Origin of the sequence: Lacticaseibacillus sp. 53-4, from assembly GCF_016861805.1 — a bacterium.
Lineage (GTDB): Bacteria > Bacillota > Bacilli > Lactobacillales > Lactobacillaceae > Lacticaseibacillus.
The window spans coordinates 31,407-49,504 of the sequence record NZ_BOLT01000009.1 but is presented as its reverse complement, the minus strand read 5'-3'; the positions used below and the strand labels follow the sequence as shown (position 1 = coordinate 49,504).

At 55.6% G+C, this 18,098-nt stretch carries 17 protein-coding genes; 15 read left to right on the top strand and 2 right to left on the bottom strand.

The window, feature by feature from the left end; translation table 11 throughout:
• Nucleotides 1-106 precede the first annotated feature (106 nt).
• The 15 genes from JUF21_RS05300 to brnQ all read left to right on the top strand — a co-directional run bounded on the left by JUF21_RS05300 (nt 107) and on the right by brnQ (nt 16,053).
• The gene (locus JUF21_RS05300; protein ID WP_125756890.1) at nt 107-454 is read left to right on the top strand and encodes a helix-turn-helix transcriptional regulator; all 348 of its coding nucleotides are present in this window, start codon (nt 107-109) and stop codon (nt 452-454) included.
• A gap of 275 nt (nt 455-729) precedes the next feature.
• Nucleotides 730-1,992: a tyrosine--tRNA ligase gene (tyrS, locus tag JUF21_RS05295; RefSeq protein WP_203624083.1), complete on the top strand. Its 1,263-nt coding sequence runs from the start codon at nt 730-732 to the stop codon at nt 1,990-1,992.
• A gap of 113 nt (nt 1,993-2,105) precedes the next feature.
• Nucleotides 2,106-2,453, top strand: coding sequence for a hypothetical protein (locus JUF21_RS05290; protein ID WP_125756887.1), 348 nt, complete (start codon nt 2,106-2,108; stop codon nt 2,451-2,453).
• A gap of 244 nt (nt 2,454-2,697) precedes the next feature.
• Nucleotides 2,698-3,804 (top strand): C40 family peptidase, encoded by a 1,107-nt coding sequence (locus JUF21_RS05285; RefSeq protein ID WP_203624084.1) that lies wholly within the window; start codon nt 2,698-2,700, stop codon nt 3,802-3,804.
• A 237-nt stretch (nt 3,805-4,041) separates the two neighbouring features.
• Complete coding sequence (locus tag JUF21_RS05280; RefSeq protein WP_203663340.1) at nt 4,042-5,271, top strand: C40 family peptidase; 1,230 nt, start codon at nt 4,042-4,044, stop codon at nt 5,269-5,271.
• Nucleotides 5,272-5,368: 97 nt separating this feature from the next.
• Entirely contained in the window at nt 5,369-5,944 is a 576-nt protein-coding gene (locus JUF21_RS05275; protein ID WP_203624086.1) for a guanylate kinase, read from the top strand.
• A 69-nt stretch (nt 5,945-6,013) separates the two neighbouring features.
• The gene (locus JUF21_RS05270) at nt 6,014-6,445 is read left to right on the top strand and encodes a Fur family transcriptional regulator (protein WP_203624087.1); all 432 of its coding nucleotides are present in this window, start codon (nt 6,014-6,016) and stop codon (nt 6,443-6,445) included.
• A gap of 130 nt (nt 6,446-6,575) precedes the next feature.
• Nucleotides 6,576-6,995 (top strand): hypothetical protein, encoded by a 420-nt coding sequence (locus JUF21_RS05265; protein WP_203624088.1) that lies wholly within the window; start codon nt 6,576-6,578, stop codon nt 6,993-6,995.
• 11 nt (nt 6,996-7,006) lie between these two features.
• Nucleotides 7,007-7,837, top strand: coding sequence for a DUF6681 family protein (locus JUF21_RS05260; RefSeq protein WP_203624089.1), 831 nt, complete (start codon nt 7,007-7,009; stop codon nt 7,835-7,837).
• A gap of 299 nt (nt 7,838-8,136) precedes the next feature.
• Nucleotides 8,137-8,874 (top strand): amino acid ABC transporter ATP-binding protein, encoded by a 738-nt coding sequence (locus JUF21_RS05255; protein ID WP_304599160.1) that lies wholly within the window; start codon nt 8,137-8,139, stop codon nt 8,872-8,874.
• Between the two features lie 11 nt (nt 8,875-8,885).
• Nucleotides 8,886-9,713: a transporter substrate-binding domain-containing protein gene (locus tag JUF21_RS05250; protein WP_203663331.1), complete on the top strand. Its 828-nt coding sequence runs from the start codon at nt 8,886-8,888 to the stop codon at nt 9,711-9,713.
• The gene (locus JUF21_RS05245; RefSeq protein WP_125756870.1) at nt 9,710-10,354 is read left to right on the top strand and encodes an amino acid ABC transporter permease; all 645 of its coding nucleotides are present in this window, start codon (nt 9,710-9,712) and stop codon (nt 10,352-10,354) included. Before JUF21_RS05250 ends, JUF21_RS05245 begins: the two co-directional genes overlap by 4 nt.
• 17 nt (nt 10,355-10,371) lie before the next feature.
• Nucleotides 10,372-11,025 carry an amino acid ABC transporter permease gene (locus JUF21_RS05240; RefSeq protein ID WP_203624091.1) on the top strand — a complete coding sequence of 218 codons (654 nt, stop codon included), beginning with the start codon at nt 10,372-10,374 and terminating at the stop codon, nt 11,023-11,025.
• Between the two features lie 126 nt (nt 11,026-11,151).
• The gene (locus tag JUF21_RS05235) at nt 11,152-14,256 is read left to right on the top strand and encodes a glycoside hydrolase family 38 C-terminal domain-containing protein (protein WP_203663328.1); all 3,105 of its coding nucleotides are present in this window, start codon (nt 11,152-11,154) and stop codon (nt 14,254-14,256) included.
• 402 nt (nt 14,257-14,658) lie between these two features.
• Nucleotides 14,659-16,053, top strand: a complete 1,395-nt coding sequence (brnQ, locus tag JUF21_RS05230; RefSeq protein ID WP_203663321.1) for a branched-chain amino acid transport system II carrier protein — start codon at nt 14,659-14,661, stop codon at nt 16,051-16,053.
• Between the two features lie 212 nt (nt 16,054-16,265).
• Here the strand turns inward: brnQ and JUF21_RS05225 are convergent, their stop codons facing one another.
• The gene (locus JUF21_RS05225) at nt 16,266-16,472 is read right to left on the bottom strand and encodes a hypothetical protein (protein ID WP_203624094.1); all 207 of its coding nucleotides are present in this window, start codon (nt 16,470-16,472) and stop codon (nt 16,266-16,268) included.
• Nucleotides 16,473-16,682: 210 nt separating this feature from the next.
• Nucleotides 16,683-17,960 carry a GTPase HflX gene (gene hflX, locus JUF21_RS05220; protein WP_203624095.1) on the bottom strand — a complete coding sequence of 426 codons (1,278 nt, stop codon included), beginning with the start codon at nt 17,958-17,960 and terminating at the stop codon, nt 16,683-16,685.
• Between the last annotated feature and the right edge of the window lie 138 nt (nt 17,961-18,098).

Sequence of the window (18,098 nt, the reverse complement as noted above, 5' to 3'; positions counted from 1 at the left end):
CGGGGACTAAAGTTATTGTTGGCAAAAAATATTTTTAAAAAATGTCAAGACAGGGCAAATAAAAGTAGTATTATATAAATCAATAAATACTTTGGAGGTGTTGGTGATGATCAATTACACGGCGGCCCACGAGGCGGCCTTGACTGAGTTTAAGGCGGATATCGGGCACTTGAACGCGCTGGCCAATGCAAATCGGCAGAAATTACTCATGATTTTGGGGCAGAGTTCAGACGGTCAAGGAGTCAAGGTCAACGATTTGGCGAAAGAGATAGGACTTTCGCAGCCGGCCACCTCGCACCACCTGAAGACGCTGCACGATATTGGCATGGTGGGGTCACGCCAAGAAGGCAACGTTGTGTACTACTATCTGACACTTGACGACACGATTCACCGGCTGGAGCGGATCACCGCGGCGTTGCGGGCGCGGGCGGCCGAAACGGCAGACGAAGATTGACAGTAGGCCGCTATGGTGGGACACTAAGGACAATATTTCGACCGGAAGTTCAGTAGTTTAGCAACGGATGCCTCAGAAAGTCGGCGGGGGATGAAAGCCGACCTTCGCTGCCTGACGAATTACACCTTCGCAGCATGGCCTACGGGTGATGGCGTTATTCATCGAGAGTGATGGCTGGTTAGCCATAACGTGGGTGGTACCGCGGAATTTTCCGTCCCTGTTTGCAGATGCGAACAGGGCTTTTTTTCGGTCGTAACCTTAATAGGAGGAACATAATGGCAGAGAATATTTTAGACGAGCTGGCGTGGCGTGGCGCCTTGAATCAACTCACCGATGAGGACGGTCTGCGCAAGTTAACGTCTGAAAAGCATGTTGGCATTTACGTGGGGACTGATCCGACCGGCGACTCGCTGCACGTGGGGCACCTGATCCCGTTCATGATGCTGAAGCGCTTCCAGTTGATGGGGCACAAGCCCGTGATCGTTATTGGCGGCGGCACCGGCTCGATTGGTGACCCCTCCGGTCGCAATTCCGAGCGCGTGCTGCAGACAATGGCCACCATTGACGAGAACAAGAAAAAGCTGACTGTGCAGATGGAGCGCCTGTTTGGCACGGACAATTTCCGCATCGTTGACAACTACAGCTGGCTTAGTAAGCTCAGCCTGCTTGATTTTCTGCGCGATTACGGCAAGTTGTTCCCGGTCAACCAGATGCTGAACAAGGAAGTGGTGGCCAGCCGGCTGGAAAACGGGATCTCATACACCGAATTCACTTACCAGATCCTCCAGTCGATCGACTTTTTGAAGCTGTACCAAACCGAGGACGTGCAGGTGCAACTGGGCGGCGCCGATCAGTGGGGTAACATCACCGCCGGCATCGACCTGATCCACAAGGTGGAAGGTCCGGACGCCAAGGTGTACGGGCTGACCAACCCGCTGATGCTTAAGTCGGATGGCACCAAGTTCGGCAAGTCGGCCGGCGGCGCGGTTTGGCTCGATCCCGAAAAGACCTCGCCCTACGAGTTCTACCAGTTCTGGTTCAACCAGGATGATCAGGACGTTGAAAAGTTTCTGAAGTTCTTCACCTTCTTATCTAAAGAAGAGATTCAGGATCTGGTCGAGGCAACTGAGACGCATCCGGAAAACCGGGAAGCGCAGCGCCGGTTGGCCCAGGAAGTCACCAAGTTCGTGCACGGCCAGAAAGCCGTCGACCAGGCTGAAGCCATCTCCGCCGCACTGTTCTCTGGCGATGTGCAGGACCTGACGGCTGAGGAAATCGAGCAGGGCTTCAAGCAGTTTCCAAGCAAAACGGCGCCGGCCGCCCCTGAGAACATTGTGACTTGGCTGGTGGACACCACCGGCATCGAATCTTCACGGCGGCAGGCACGCGAAGACGTCCAAAACGGTGCTATCACCATTAATGGTGAAAAGCGGCGCGACCTTGACTTCACCGTGGACCCGAGCGCGCATTTTGACGGCGCGTTCACAATCGTGCGCCGCGGCAAGAAGAAGTACTTTCTGGTCCGGATTCAAAAGTAAGCGTCCGGCCCAGAAGAGGTCAATAAAGCGACGGCAGCGTCGCTTTTTTCGTGGCCGCCACCAGCGTGGCCTCGGGTCAGGATGCTATACTAATAAAAAAGGGGGAATTCGGCATGGCCTATTCGGTGATTGGTGCGACTTATCAAAATCAGTCGCTGACCGTCTTTTATTCTGGGCTGGACGGCCAGCGGCTGCTCAGTTTTGAGGCGGCGGGCCACGAAGCCCTGCGGCTGCTCAACGCGGAGCTTTCGGCCTGCCCGCTGCCGGATATCCATGAGCTGGCTGAGCAGGTGCTGACGTTTGCCATCAAGCGGCCGGTCGACCTGCATCGGCTGGAGGAAGCCACCGGCGATGCACTTTCGGTCAGCTGGTTTGCCGATGATCACTTCATCATCGCGGTGATGGATCGAACCGAGGCCTTTCAGCTGCACCTGGAGGTCGTCCCCGTTCGGGCTGAATAAGTGGTTTTGCTCAGGTTGAGAGCAGGCCAAATTGCCTTTGTCGCGTTTCACAAAACGACGCCCAACTGACAGGCGCTCCTGCACCGCGATTCGATCAATGAATCGTGGTGCAGGAGTGCTTTTGCTTTGGGCTAAAAACATTTTTGCCCGCCGGGAATTGACTCGGTTTATTAACTACTCTGTAACGCCGGTGTAACTTCCAACTGATATGTTGATGACAGTCAAAACAGAGGAGTGTGTCAATATGAGGTTAGGGAAGATTGCGGCCGCTTTGGGGGCTGCCGCGCTGATCGGGATTGCCGGCGGATCCCAAACGATGGTTTCGGCGGCCCCGACGGCAAGCACGAGTCAGCCAACTGACGTGATCGAACAGTTGCGAGCAGCTCAGGACCAGGTCCTAAAGTCCAGTAATGAGGCCTCAAACCTGGTCACAAAAATTGCTCAAACTCAAGCGGCTATCGATGATACGCAAGGTAAAATTGGCAAATATCAGGTGCAAATCGATAACGCCACTACTGAGGTGAAAAGTCGCAAGGCGGTGCTGAAAAACCAGCTGGTTGAGCTGCAAAAGCAGATCGGCGATTCGGCCACAGGCAACGTCTACGTTGACTTTTTGCTCAATGCCAAGAACTTCTCAGACTTGGTTGCCCGGGGCTTTACGGTTAACAAGCTTAACCAGGCCTCACGGGAGGCGCTTCAGTCCATTCAAGACGCCAAGGCGAAGGCGGAGACGTTGAAGCAGGCGGAAATAGCGAAAAAGGCCGAGTTAGTGGCCAATCAGGCTAAGCTGGAAGCGGCTAAAATTCAATTGGATAAGGCCACCGCACAGGCCAAAGCGGACGCCACTGCGTTGCAAGGAAAAGTGGCCGCCAGCAAGCCGCAGCTCGTTGCGCTGACGAGCGCCAAGAGTAAGCGTACTGCTTCGGCAGCCAAGGCGCTGGTTCAGGAGACCGCAACACCAGCCACTCAGGCTGCGCCGTCCCGGCCGACCCTCAATGGCGGCTCACTGGTGGCAAATGCCCTGGCGATGCAAGGGGTGCCATACGTTTCTGGTGGTAAGACCACTGCTGGGGTTGATTGTTCCGGCTTAGTGTACGTGGCTGGACGAGCAGCTGGCATTCCGGCGCTGAGCACTTACCACACTTCCCAGGCTCTCAGCTCGATGGGGCAAAATGTTTCAATGGGCAGTCTGCAGCCGGGAGACTTGCTTTTCTGGGGCCGCGTTGGCGCGGCCTACCACGTCGCCATTTACGTTGGCGGTGGCACCTACGTGCACGCGCCTAAGCCTGGCGATCGCGTACACACTGCCAGTATCAACGGCTACCGACCGAATTTTGCGCGGCGGCTTTAATCGGTTTCGCAATGTAAGCTCGCATCTCGGTGTGAGCTTTTTTCTGTGCCAATTTTGGCTTGTTTTATTCTCTGGTTTGTGCATGTACACCTCTCGAAAGTGGGGGAAATGTTGCATTTGCCATATTGCAACAAATGGCGACCTGACAGTCTTTGATTGTTAACCTCGCTGTAACACCTCTGTAACGTTCGCTTGTTACACTCGTCTACAGTTGATTCATTGAGGAGTGAATGTTTAATGAAAATTTCCAAAGCCTTATCAGTTATCGCGGTGGCTGCACTGCTGAGTGCCGGCACCTTAAGTACCGGGACAATCGTTTCCGCCGATTCTGTCAGCGACGCGAAGAGTGCCGTTTCGAAGAACCAGTCGGCCACAGCGGCACTTGTGACCAAGCTGCAGGATGCACAGGCTAATGTCAGCAAGATCAACAACCAAATCTCTGACAAGGTCGTTTCGATTCAAAACACCCAGGACAGTATCGATGCCGCTGAGACTAAGATCGCCGATTACGATGGCCAGATTCAGAAGGCCACCGCTGAGGTCAACAGTCGTAAAGCGGTTTTGAAGCGCCAACTGGTTTCGCTGCAAAAGCAGGTGGGCGATTCCGTTACTGGTAATGTCTACATGGACTTCATGCTGAACGCCAAGAACTTGTCCGATTTGGTTTCTCGCGGCTTCACCGTCAACAAGCTGAACCAAGCTAGCCAGGAAGCCCTGTCTGCGGTTCAGGAAGCAAAGGCGAAGGTCGCATCACTGAAATCCGAGCAGGAAGCCAAGCGGCAGCAGCTGGTTACCAGCAAAGCCACCCTGGTTGCCGATAAGGCCAAACTTGAGACAATGAAGGCTAGCGCCACCAAGCAGGCTAACGATCTTTCTGCTCAGGTCGAAGCAAACAAAGCGCAGTTGACCAATTTGCAGAGTTCGGTGTCCAAGGCAACTGCTGATGCTGCTGCCGCACTGGTTGCCCAGGCCAACACGGCTAAGGCCCAGCCACAAGCTGCAGTGGTGGCAACGAGTCATCACACGGCCGCTTCCGCTGCGACGACGATTGCATCGGCGACCCCGGCCGCTCATTACGGCAGTAACATGTCCGGCTTTGTGGCCGCGGCACTGGCTCAGCGCGGGAAACCTTACGTCTGGGGCGCTGCTGGTCCTTCATCCTTTGACTGCTCCGGGTTAGTGGTTTACGCCGCTAAGCTCGCCGGGCTTGGCAGCCTGCCTCACCAGGCTGCTAAGCTCGCCGGGCTTGGCAGCCTGCCTCACCAGGCTTCACAACTGCAGCAGATTGGGTCACCGGTATCACTTTCCAATCTGCAGCCGGGTGACTTGCTGTTCTGGGGTGCGCCAGCTTACCATGTTGCGATTTACATCGGCGGTGGCACTTTTGTTCACGCGCCAAATCCTGGCCAGACCGTGACGACTCAGAGCGTCGGTTCATGGACGCCAACCAATGCTCGCCGGATCTAACCAATTAAACATTCACTCAACGAGGTCGGCGATTTGCCGGCTTTTTTGATTGCTGGTTTTAAGGTAAAATGGGCCTAACAACCAAGGAGGGGCACTCATGCAGCGCAAATTGATCGTGATCACTGGCGCGACCGGCACTGGTAAGACCACCGTTTCTTCCTACCTGAAAAAGCACTACGGCGTTGACCGGGTGATGACCCACACCACCCGGCCGCGGCGGCCAGGCGAGGTGGATGGTGTGGATTATTTTTTTGAAACGCCAGAAAGCTTTGCCGCGAATCATTACATCGAGCATGTCACCTATGCGGGCTACGAGTACGGCAGTTCTTACGAGTCTCTGAATCGCGCGTGGACCCATGGCGATTTTGTCTCGATCGTGCTGGACACCAAGGGGGCCTTGACCTATGCGCGTCAGTTGGGCAATCGGCTGGCCGTGCTTTATCTCACGATTGAGGATCCGTCGATTCTGAGGCGGCGTTTATTGAGTCGCGGGGATCCCGAGGAAATGGTGGCCAAGCGGTTGGCCTCACCGGAGTATAAGCGCGACTTGCAGCTGCCAGCAGGGCTTACTGACGTCGCGACGGTCATCAAAAATGACGATTGGCAGCAGGCGTGCCGCCAGATCGATGCGTTCATGCAGCAGCTGACTCAGGCGGCAGTGGCCAAGGGGTAATTGCGGCTAGGCGCCTGATATGATAGACTGAACTAAATCGTAATCAGTCCGATTAAAACGGAGGCCACTATGTCACAGGCAACAATTGCAATTGAAAAAATGAAACAAAGCGGAATGCGGGTCACCAAGCAGCGCCGGGCGTTGGTCGCTTATCTGGACGAAAGTGGGCGCTTCGTGCCGGTGACCCAGCTGGATCGGTACATGCGCAGCCAGTATCCGGGGCTGTCCCATGACACGATTTATCGTAATGTGAAGGCCTTTGAACAGCTTGGAATTTTAGAAAGCGACGTGGAAAACGAGCAGGCTATTGTGAAGCTGCAGTGCGACTTCCAGCACCCGCACCACCACCACTTCATCTGCACCAACTGCCACCGGGTCCAGGAAGTCAAAATGTGCCCGCTGGAATACTTTGAAGACCAGCTGCCCGGCGCCAAAATCGCCAGCCACAACTTTGAGCTTTATGGCTTGTGCGCGGCCTGTGCGCAGAAGCTTGGCCGATAATCGATCCCGCGGTGGCGGGATTTTTTAGTGGCCAAAATGCGATGATTGTGTGCTTTTCGGCTTTCTTAAGCGCACACCTTGGTCGTTTAAGTTAGAATCAAGGTAGCAAGTTTTCAAAGGAGGACCAGTAATGGCCTATCGTACTCCGCCGCTGCTGTCACCGGCGGCAATCGTGTCGCTGATCATTTTGATCAGCGGCTATAACTGGATCAATAACACGGTCAACCCGACCAGCACGCCGAAGTCCCCGGCGGCACAGAGCTCCCTGGTGTCCAGCATGAAGGCTAAAGATAGCAGCTCGTCGTCGTCCAGCAGTCCGGCCTCATCGTCGAGCAGCAAGCCGGCCGAGTCTTCCAGCGCGCCGGCGGCCTCGAGTGCCTCGACTTCATCAAGCCAGCCTGAAACCACCACCGGCGAAGGGGCAGAGTCCTCGAGCAGCAGCGAAAGCAGCGTCACGTCCAGCAGCAAGCCAGCCTCGAGCAGCAGCTCCAGCACCCAGACCGGCACCACGACCCAGGGCGGCACTGACGCAACCAGCACCAATCAATAGGAGGTGAGTACATGCTGACGGCTTTAGACGTCCTCAACCGACTGCTCAGTTATTTCAACATTCAAGATAAGGCCAAAGGCAAGGCGTTCACGGTGGTGGCGGGTGCCGCTAACTTTTACATTCTGTATCTAGCCATCACTTGCCTCCGCTATCCCGGTTACCGCATCAAAGGGGTCCTGTTTCTGCTACTGTTTTTGGTCCTGCTGTATTTCGTTGTGCTGAATGTGATTTATTACTACACGGACAAAACGGTGCCGTTTGACATCTCGCCCAAGGTGGAAAAACTCCTTGGTGGGAATCCGGAACGCATGAAAGAGGCCGAATCCGCCCTGACGCGGCAGAATCAGTCCGGCGCGGCCAGCGGGCTGTTCGCTGACCAGCAGCTGCTGCCGACGACCGTGATCAGCTCAGACGCGCAGCAGCACGCGCTGGCCGTCCTGGTCGACCAGCTGGTGAAAACCGGCGCGCTCACATTAAATTATCAAGGGCTTGATGAGCGGGCCGTTCTGCGGGTGGCGCAGCACTCACACAAGCCGGTGTCCGCGATGGGCGGTCCGTTTGACCTGCCATACTTCCGCTTGAGCCAAGAAAATGGCCACCTGCTCGTGTATGGCGGGCTGAATGCCCTGCAGCCGGTGGTGCTGGGCGAGATCACACAGGTCGGTTTGATGCCGGTCAAGCAGGCAGAAAAGGATTATCAGCTCGCTGCTGCCCACGTTTTTCTGCAAGGCGGCGAATCGAAGCGGCCCGGCCGCGCCGGGTTGCTGACCGAACACGCGCCTTATACGATCAGCGTCCAAGTGGCGTACACGCCGCGGCCAAAAGTGACAACGCCGCAATAAAACTTGCACCGCGCCTGAATATTGGTAGAATTATTTAATAGATATGATAGTTCGACCAATGTTTCAGACGTTTTTTTGTCCGCTAGATTGTTCTCAAATGGCTGACAAGCGTCTTGAAACCGTGGCCGGATGCGGCACGCTGAAACGGCTTCCAGGCTAGCAGAGCGTGCGGGTGGTTATCAAGCCGTGACTTGACACCTAATTTGCAGGTCATTATTCTTGCAAACAGTTGTCCTGACGCGGTATTCTAGACGCAAGCACTGCGCACTATATTTTGCTTGCGTAAAGGGGGAATCACGATGTCAATGATCGAATTTCACGACGTCGAGAAATACTATGGAAAGTTTCACGCGTTAAAGAACATCAATCTGACCATCGACCGTGGTGAGGTCGTGACCATCATCGGGCCCTCTGGCTCGGGCAAAAGTACGCTGCTGCGCACGATTAACGGCCTGGAGCGAATCACTTCCGGTCAATTGATCGTCAACGATTTCGATCTGGCGGACAAAAAAACGGACATGAACCGCATCCGCAAGAACGTCGGCATGGTTTTCCAGCACTTCAATCTTTACGCAAATAAGACGGTGCTCGAAAATATCACCCTGGGGCCGACATTGGTGCTCAAAGAGGATCAGGCAAAAGCCAAGAAGGAGGCCATGGATCTGCTGGACATGGTCGGGCTCGCCGACCAGGCGCCCAAGTTGCCAGCCGCCCTGTCCGGGGGCCAGAAGCAGCGGGTCGCCATCGCACGGTCGCTCGCAATGAATCCGCGCGCCATTTTATTTGATGAACCGACGTCGGCGCTTGATCCGGAAATGATTGGCGACGTGTTGGACGTCATGCAAAAAATTGCCAAGCAGGGCATGACGATGGTCGTGGTCACCCACGAAATGGGTTTTGCCAAGCGCGTGGGCGACCGCATCGTCTTCATGGCGGACGGCCAGATCCTCGAGGACTCTTCCGACGTGGCCGGCTTCTTCGATCACCCGAAGGAACCGCGGGCGCAGGAATTCATCAGTAAGATCTTGAACCACTAGGAGGGGAGACTATGGCTAAAAGAATTCGCCGCCTCGGCGTGCTTTTTGCCGCTCTTGCCATGCTCCTGGTGGTGAGCGGCTGCGGCAAGTCCGTGGCAGATAGCGATGCGCTGGCCCGCGCCAAGCGGACCGATAAGATCGTTTGGGGCGTCAAGGCCGACACCCGCCTGTTCGGGCTGATGAATACTAAGACTGGCCAGATCCAAGGGTTTGAAGTAGACATGGCGAAGGCCTTGACCAAACAGATCCTGGGCAAAAATGGCAAGGCAGAGCTGACCCAAATCACCTCGGACACCCGCGTGCCAATGCTAAAGGCGGGTAACGTCGACGCCGTGATCGGCACCATGACGATCACGCCAGAGCGGCTCAAGCAGCTCAACTTTTCCAAGAGCTACTTTTCTGCCGGCCAGTCGCTGCTGGTTGCCAAGGGCAGTAAGATCAAGTCAGTCAAGGACCTGAAGAAGGGCACCTCAGTTATCGGGGTTCAGGGCTCAAACTCGGTGGACAACATTAAAAAGGCGGCGCCAGATACCCGGGTGCTGCAGCTGTCCGATTACTCGCAGGCGTTCACGGCGCTGAAGTCCCATCAAGGCGACGCGTTGACGACTGATAACGGCATCCTTTACGGGATGTCGCAGCAGGATCCGCGTTACGTGGTGGTCGGCGGCACCTTCACCAAGGAGCCGTATGGCATCGCGATGAACAAAGGCCAGACCAATTTGACCAACGCGATGAACCAGGCGCTGGACACGCTGCAAAAAAACGGAACTTACGAACGCTTGCTTAAGAAATGGTTCAGCGACGTGCCGGGCTTTGACGTTCAGGAGGTGCAGCCATGATCAACATCTTGACGAACAATTTTGGCACCCTGATTTCCGGGCTGGGTTACACGCTGCTTTCCTCGATTATCGCCTTGGTCGCCAGCTTGATCATCGGCACGGTGTTTGCGCTGCTTGAGATTTCGCACAAGAAATGGGTCCGCGTCATCGGCAAGGCTTACGTTGAGTTCATTCGCAACATTCCGCTGCTGGTTATCACAATGGCCTTTTACGTCATCGTGCCGCAGTTTGTGATGCAGATGGACGGCTTCACTGCCGGGACCATTGGCCTGACAATCTACACCTCGGCCTTCATCGCCGAAACTGTGCGTGCCGGGATCCAGGCCGTGCCCGCCGGCCAGATGGAAGGCGCCCGCAGCAACGGCCTCAGCTACACGCAGGCCATGGTGCACATCGTGTTTCCGCAGGCCATCAAGATCGTGGTGCCGTCGCTTGGCAATCAGTTCATCAACTTGGTCAAGAATTCGAGTATTCTGGCCTTCGTTGCGGGCTTTGACCTGATGTATCAAGGCAAGATCATTGCAGCCACCACCTTTAACACCTTTGACACCTACTTGGTGGTCGGGGTCTTGTACCTGGTGGTCACGATGCCGATGTCGTACGCGATGCGGTACCTTGAAAAACACTGGTCACGGGCATAGGAAGGGGGAGCGAGAATATGCAAAACTTTATTAATGCTTACTCTGCTGTCAACCTGTCCTACCTGCTCCGCGGTCTGTGGGTCACCGTCGAAGTTTCGGTGGTGTCCATCTTCTTCAGCTTCATCATCGGCACGCTGCTGGGGGTCGCTCGGTACGTCAAAATCAAGTACTTCAGCGCCATCGTTGGGTTCATCATCGACCTGATCCGCAACCTGCCGCTGCTTCTGATTTTGTTCTTCACGTACTTCGCGCTGCCGAACATCGGCATCCGGCTGTCCGTCATCCCGGCGTCGATCATCGCGATGACGGTGTTTGAGTCTGCCATGTTGGCCGAGATTATTCGGTCCGGGATCGGCGCAGTGCCGATCGGTCAAATGGAGGCCGCGCGCAGCAACGGCATGACCTACTCGCAGGCGATGATTCAGATCATCTTGCCCCAGGCCTTTAAGAAAATGATCCCGCCGCTGGTTTCTCAGTTCATTTCCCTGGTTAAGGATACCAGCTTGGCCACGATCATCCTGCTGCCTGAACTGACGCAGCACGCGCAGATCATTTACGGGCAGAACGTCAATTACACGATTCCGATGTTCGCCGCGCTGGCGCTGCTCTACTTCATCGTCAATTATGCGTTGTCGGTCGCGTCGCATGTGATCGACCGGCGCCTCAACTAGTTCCACAACGTCATCGCCGGCTCGGAGATGGCGTTTTTTGGTGGAACAAATTAAAATAAAATGTCAATGTTTTCACTTAAATTTGTATGCGCTATACTTGCCCCAATGTGAGCAAGGAGGCAAACAATGACAGAGGAATTTAATCAGCGCAAAGCGAACCAGCAGGTGCGTCTGCTGCACCAGGCCATTTACGCTGGCTTCAGCGATCTTCAGGACATGCAGATCTGGCATGAGACCCGCGAAGACCACCGGGACGTGCCACCGGTAGACGCCGACTGGCAGCCCGTCAAGGTGGGCGATACTTGGTCCGGCCGCGACGATTACTACTGGCTGCGCTTCAAGGTGCAGGTGCACGCCAGCAAGGCCAGTGAGACCGTGCTGCGCCTGGATCTGGGACGGACTGGGGAAGGCAACAACTCCGGGTTTGAAGCACTGCTGTTTTTGAACGGCAAGCCGCGTCAGGCCGTGGACTCAAATCACGAAGAGGTGTTTTTGGGGCCTGAGTATGATGGCCAAACCGTCGATATTCAGATCATGATGTGGACCGGGCTGGAAGGCGGCGGGCCCAAAAAGATTCAGCATTACGTCTTCACGACCGCGCAGCGCGGGCCGGAGCGGCGGACCGTGCGCCGAGCATACCGGTACCTGAGCAACATCGTCAACCTGATTCCGGAACTCAGCGAAGATAATCCGCTGCGCTACGATTACATTCGCTTGGTCAAGCACGCGTTTAAGGGCTTTTTCTGGGCGACGGCGACCCCTGCGGAAACTGAACAGGACGCCGAGCAGGCGCTGAGTCTGATCGATGCTTTCATTGCCAAGCACCAAAACGAAAAATTGGACTTTGCTGTCGATGCTATTGGTCAGACGCACATCGATGTGGCCTGGCTCTGGCGGTACCGCCACACGCGTGAAAAGGCGCGCCGGTCGTTTGCGACGGCGCTGCGCCTGATGGACCGCTATCCCGACTTCAAGTTCTTCTATTCCACCCCGCAAGTGCACAAGTTTGTTGAAGAAGACGACCCGGAGATGTTCAAGCAGATTCAGGCGCGCGCAGCAGAAGGCCGCTGGGAGCCGGACGGCGGCACCTGGCTGGAGCCGGACACGAACCTGCCAAGCGGTGAGGCCCTGGTGCGCCAATTCCTGTACGGGACGCGCTACTTTGAGCAAAAATTCCACCACAAGCAAACCGTGATGTGGTTGCCGGATGTTTTTGGGTACTCGTACGCGCTGCCCCAAATCATGCAAGGCTTTGGCATCAAACGGTTTGTGACCATCAAAATTTCTTGGAATGACACCAACCGGATGCCCCATGACTTGTTCATGTGGACCGGGCTGGATGGCAGCCGCGTGCTGACACAATTTTTAACCACGGTTGAACGCACCGAGGATTACTCGCAGTCCAAGGTCTGGAACTACACCTATAACGGTGAGATTTCGCCGCATGTCGTAATGGGCTCTTACCACGAGTACAAGGATAAGGACAAGTCCAACGTGCTGCTGATGCCTTATGGCTTTGGTGACGGCGGCGGCGGTCCGACCAAGGAAATGATTGAGAACCTGCACGTGATCGACGCGCTGCCAGGCCTGCCGCACGCCAAGAACAAGACGGTCGCCGATTTCTTCAATGACCTGGAGCAGTCAGTCAAAGGCAACGAGGAGACCTATCCGGAGTGGAACGGTGAGCTCTACCTGGAGTTCCACCGCGGCACTTACACCTCGCAGGCGAAGACGAAGCGCAACAACCGCAAGCTTGAACTCGCATTGCGCCGCGCCGAAATCCTGGCGACTACTGCGCTGGTGGAAAAGGGGACGCCATACCCGAAGGCCGAATTCGACCGGGCCTGGGAGATTTTACTGCGCAACCAGTTCCACGACGTGCTGCCGGGTTCCGCCATTGGCGAGGCCTACGAGGATGTTGATAAGCTTTACGCCGAGGCTTTTGACCTACTGGCCAAAATCACGGCTGCGCGCACTGCTGAAACTAGCGGCATTGAGCTGAGCAATCCCCTGCTTGGCGAAAAAGCGGCGGCATTTGTGCCTGAGAAACAAGCAGGTGAGTTTAAGACCGCGGCGGGGACGACGGTTCAGGCGAAGCGCTTAGGCACGGGTTATGTGTTGCCTAATGTCACCGTGCCGGCCTTGGGGACAACCGCGTTGACCTTCACCCCAATTGGTGAAGCGGCCGCACCGACCCCTAGCCAGACGAACCAGATCGAAACCCCGCATTATCTGATCAAGTGGAATGCGGCCGGGCAGCTGACCTCCGTGTACGACAAGGACAACGACCGGGAAGCCATCAAAACAGGCGGCCTGGGCAATGTTCTGACCATTTATGAAGACCGGCCGACCTCATTTTCCAACTGGAACATTGATGCCGATTATCCGGATAAGTCGCGCACGCTTTCTGCTGAGTCGATCACGACGTATCAGGAAGCGGCCGGCTGCCGCGTGGTCTTCAAGTACCGGTTTGACCAGTCGACGGTCACGCAAACGTTGATTGCCGAAAATGACTCACGCCGGCTTGACTTCAAGACGACGGCTGATTGGCATCAGCACGAACTGCTGCTGCGGACCAGCTTTGACCTGAACGTCCTGACCGATCAGGCGACGTACGACATCCAGTTCGGCAACATTCAGCGCTCGGTTGCCCGCAACACCTCCTGGGAACAAGCCAAGTTCGAGGTCGTCGGCCACCAGTGGGCCGACTTCTCCCAGCGCAACTTTGGGGTGGCGCTGCTTAACGACAGCAAGTACGGTTATGCGGCGACTGACCGCGGGCTGTCGTTGTCTCTGATCAAGTGTGGGGTCTACCCGGATACTGATGCGGATCAGGGACTGCACGAGTTCACCTACAGCTTGCTGCCGCACCGTGGCGACTTCATCGAAGGGCGCGTGGCGGAAGCAGCCGCGGACTTGAACGACCCCGTGGTCGTGCGGCAAAATGCGGCGAGCGGCCTGACGCCGCTGTTCACGTTTGAAAAGGCGGACGCGGTTCAGGTCGATGCCATCAAGGCGAGCGAGGACGGTGATGCGGTCATCTTGCGGTTGCACAACAACACGCCTGGCGACACGCAGCTGCGCATTTCGCCGACCTTCGCTTTTGCCAGTGCCGAGCGGGTGGAGCTGGATGAATCGCCAGTGGCTGAGCTGACCGCTGGGGATGATGGCGCGTTTGACCTGGCGCTGAAGCCGTACCAGATTTTGACCGTGGCCTTCAAGCGGAATTAATCTCGGAAGCTCTCATACTTTTCTCACATAAGTGCTTGACACTTATCAGATTTTCATTTAGTATGACTGTCAATAAAGACGAAGAGTAGCAGAGTAGCTGAGTCAGCCATGTCAGTGAGCCGCGGTGAGTGGAAAGCGGTGATGGTCAATCAGCGAAAGTAGGCTATGAGTTGGTGCGGCGACTACGGAAGTTGCACCTGGGATTGCGCCCATTACAGCAATGGCATATTGCCGAATGAATCGGCCGTACGCTCAGAGGTCTAGTTGGCGACGACTAGGCGAATTAAGGTGGTAACGCGCGCAAGCGCCCTTAGCAAATCATTTGCTAGGGGCGCTTTTCCTGTCTTCCGGGATTCTCTCTAGCTCGCGCCTTTTCGTTAATCTTTCATTGGAGGCAGCATTATGGCAAACATTAATCCGAAGCTGACCAAGCGTCAGTACATCACTTTAGGCTCCATGCTATTCGGCCTGTTCTTTGGCGCCGGCAACCTGATCTTCCCAATTCATTTAGGTCAGCTGGCAGGCGGCAACTGGCTTCCGGCCACGTTGGGGTTTCTGCTGTCGGCCGTGCTGCTGCCGCTGCTGGCCATTCTCGCCATTTCGATGACCGAATCCGATTCGATGTTCCACCTGGCCCGGCCGGTCGGGCGCGGGTTCGCGCTGTTTTTCCTGATTGCCACGCACGCCAGCTTGGGCCTGTTGATCGCGACTCCGCGCACGGCAACGGTCGCGTTTGAAATGGCGGTCCAACCGTTCATCGGCCAAGAAAATACTCGCTGGTGGCTTTTGGGGTTCACGGCGCTTTACTTTGCCGCCGCGTACTTCTTTTCCCGCAAGCCGTCGAAGATGACCGATTACGTGGGTAAAATCCTAAATCCGTTGCTGCTGCTGTTGCTGGCCAGCGCGTTCATTGCGGCGTTTCTCATCAAAGGGGACGGTGGGACGCTGCTTCGCGCCACGCACGCCACCGCGGCGGGCAGCAACCTCACCAACGGCTTTTTGCAGGGTTACAACACCATGGATGCGCTGGCCGGCCTGGGCTTTGGGGTCACCATTGTCACTGCGCTTGGGTTCTTCGGCGTTAATCGGCCGCTTCAGCGCTCGAAGGATGTGGCGAAGGTTGGCGCCTTGGCCATGGGTCTGGAGGTAATCATCTACGCGCTGCTGATCGCGCTGGGGGTGCTCTCGCTGAACTTTACCAAGCTGTCAGCCAATGGCGGCCCGGCGTTCACAGCAATCATGACGCATTACACCGGGCTGATTGGCACGGGGCTGCTTGCGGCGATGACGCTGCTGGCCTGTCTGACCTCCGCTATCGGTTTGGTGACCTCGCTGTCGCAGGACTTGGGTCACCGCTTTCCTAAAATCGGCTTCAAGCGGTTTTTGCCACTGACCTGCACGGGCTCGTTCATCATCGCCAACTTCGGGCTGAATGACATCATCACGCTGTCCACACCAGTGCTGATGCTGCTGTACCCGCTGGCCATCGCGCTGATCGTGCTGGGCATCTTGCACCCGTTCATCGGCAAGAACCCAATCATTTATAAAACGACCGTCTTCATGACGCTGATTCCGGCCGTCCTCGACGCGTTGCACTCACTTTACACGGCCTTTCCAGCGCTTTCGCTGCTCAAGGGGATCGATGCGTTTGCCAGCACCTACATTCCGTTGTTTAACATTTCGATGGACTTCCTGCCGTTTATGCTGATCGGCCTGATCGGCGGTACGCTGATTGCTAAGCTGTCCGGCCAGCCGCTGCGAGATCAGTCTTACGAGGCGCTCGACAGCGAAGATTAGGTTATGCTTCTTCCCAAAAGTACAAAGCGGCCAGTGAGGGACTTTTTGCCCCCGCTGGCCACTTTGCGTTGTTCATCAAGATTACGATTTGAAGATTGAATTTTTCGACTGTGTCTGGTGCATCATTCGAAATGGTGGCGTTACCTGATTTAACGGGAAACAAAAGGCATTGGTGTGACGGTATTTTTCTATTTGCAAATTGACAAAACGAGTTAGCCACTGGTTAAGTCACGAATAGCACTTTGAAATTTTTCATCGTTGAGTTTCAGGTCCAAATCATCTCTCATTTCATCAAAGAGCATTTCTAAGATGGCAAGGTAATTCTCGTAGCTTAACTGCCCGGTTGTCACGTCCAACCAAATGGTGCCGTCATCTGAGTTGCCGGCGCTCAGTAGGAGATGATGCTCTGATAAGCTCACACTGTTGTCCTCCTTAAGGCTGAATTCGTCAACTGATGTGACTGGGTGAAATGTTTTGATTATCTTATAAAGAATACGCCAGATACCAACTTTCTCCTGTACTCAGAAAGTTTACAAAAACCGTCACAGGCAGTAAGGCCGAAGCCAGATTACCTATGACGGTTAGAGCGGAAGTTAGCCCTTAATCTTAATTCAATTGAGTTTGGGGACTTAGTCTTCCTCAACCAGATACTGCCGCAGCTTGCCAGCCTGAATCGGGTTGACAGTGGTTTTGACCTTCGTGCCATTTTCCACGTACTCAGTCTTGATCACACCGGTTTCGCGGTTGATGAAATCGACGAGCTGACCCTGGTCAAACGGGATCAGGTAGGTGTGAACGGCGGAGTCCGCGAAGACACGCGCCGTGATCATCTGAACCAGCTTGTCCAGCGACGCCGGATCCTTGGCGGAGTATATCAGCGTGTTGCCGTTCTCCTCAGGGAAGCGGGTGCCGGGCCGCAGATCTGCCTTGTTGTAGGCCTCGATCATCGGGATATTCTCGATACCGATGCTTTTCAGGGTGTCGGTGGTGACCTTCATCATTTCTGGGTAGTGCTCGTCGTGATAGTCGACAACCTGGATCAGGAGGTCGGCGTTGGCCGCCTCGGCCAGCGTCGCTTTGAACGAGTCGATCAGGTTATGCGGGAGCTTGGACACGAAGCCAACCGTGTCGGACAGCAGGAACTTCCGGTTGTCCTTCAGGCTGATCTGACGCACCGAGGTGTCCAAGGTCGCAAACAGCATGTCTTTTTCAAAAACTTGTTTGTCGGCGCCGCGGTCGGTGTAGCGGTCCAGCAGTCCGTTCATTGTTGTGGACTTGCCGGCGTTCGTGTAACCGACTAAGGCGACGACAGGCAGCTTGTTTTCTTTGCGCTGGGCGCGGCGCACTTCCTCGCCGACATCGGCGTCCTTGAGCTCGCGCCGCAGCCGGGCGATGCGCTTGTTCAGCACCCGCTTGTCCATTTCCAGCTTGGTTTCACCGGCGCCGCGGTTAGCCAAACCGCCGGCGCCACCGCCGCCTTGCTGGTCCAGTTTATTCGCTGACGGGTGCAGACGCGGCAGGGCGTATTGCAGCTGGGCAATTTCGACCTGCGCCTGAGCTGTTTTGCTGGCCGCGCGCGAGGCAAAAATGTCGAGAATCAGCTGAGTGCGGTCGACGACGTGCAGCTTCATTTCCTTTTCCAGGTTGCGCAGCTGCGACGGGGACAGCTCATCGTTGATGACCACGGTGGTCGCGTCATTGGCGCGCGCCAGTTCCGCGACTTCCTCAACCTTGCCAGAGCCAAAATAGGTGGCGCCGGTTGGCCGGTCCAGGTTTTGGCGAGTGTCGCCGACCACGTCATAGTGGCGGGCCAAGGCAAGCTCCTTGAGTTCCTGCATCGAGTAGTCAAAATTTTCTTGCATCCGGGAGATCCCGGCGATAATTACTTTTTCAGGTATTTCTTGCATAAATCCTCCATTGGGCACTGCTTGCCGCACTTCACAAAAAAAGGGGCGCACTAAGCTCCCCAGACGTGTGAAACCGGCTCGCAAGCAGCGCAAAAACGATTAGTCATTGGTCGGCGTTGCCTTTCTTAAGCGCATCGC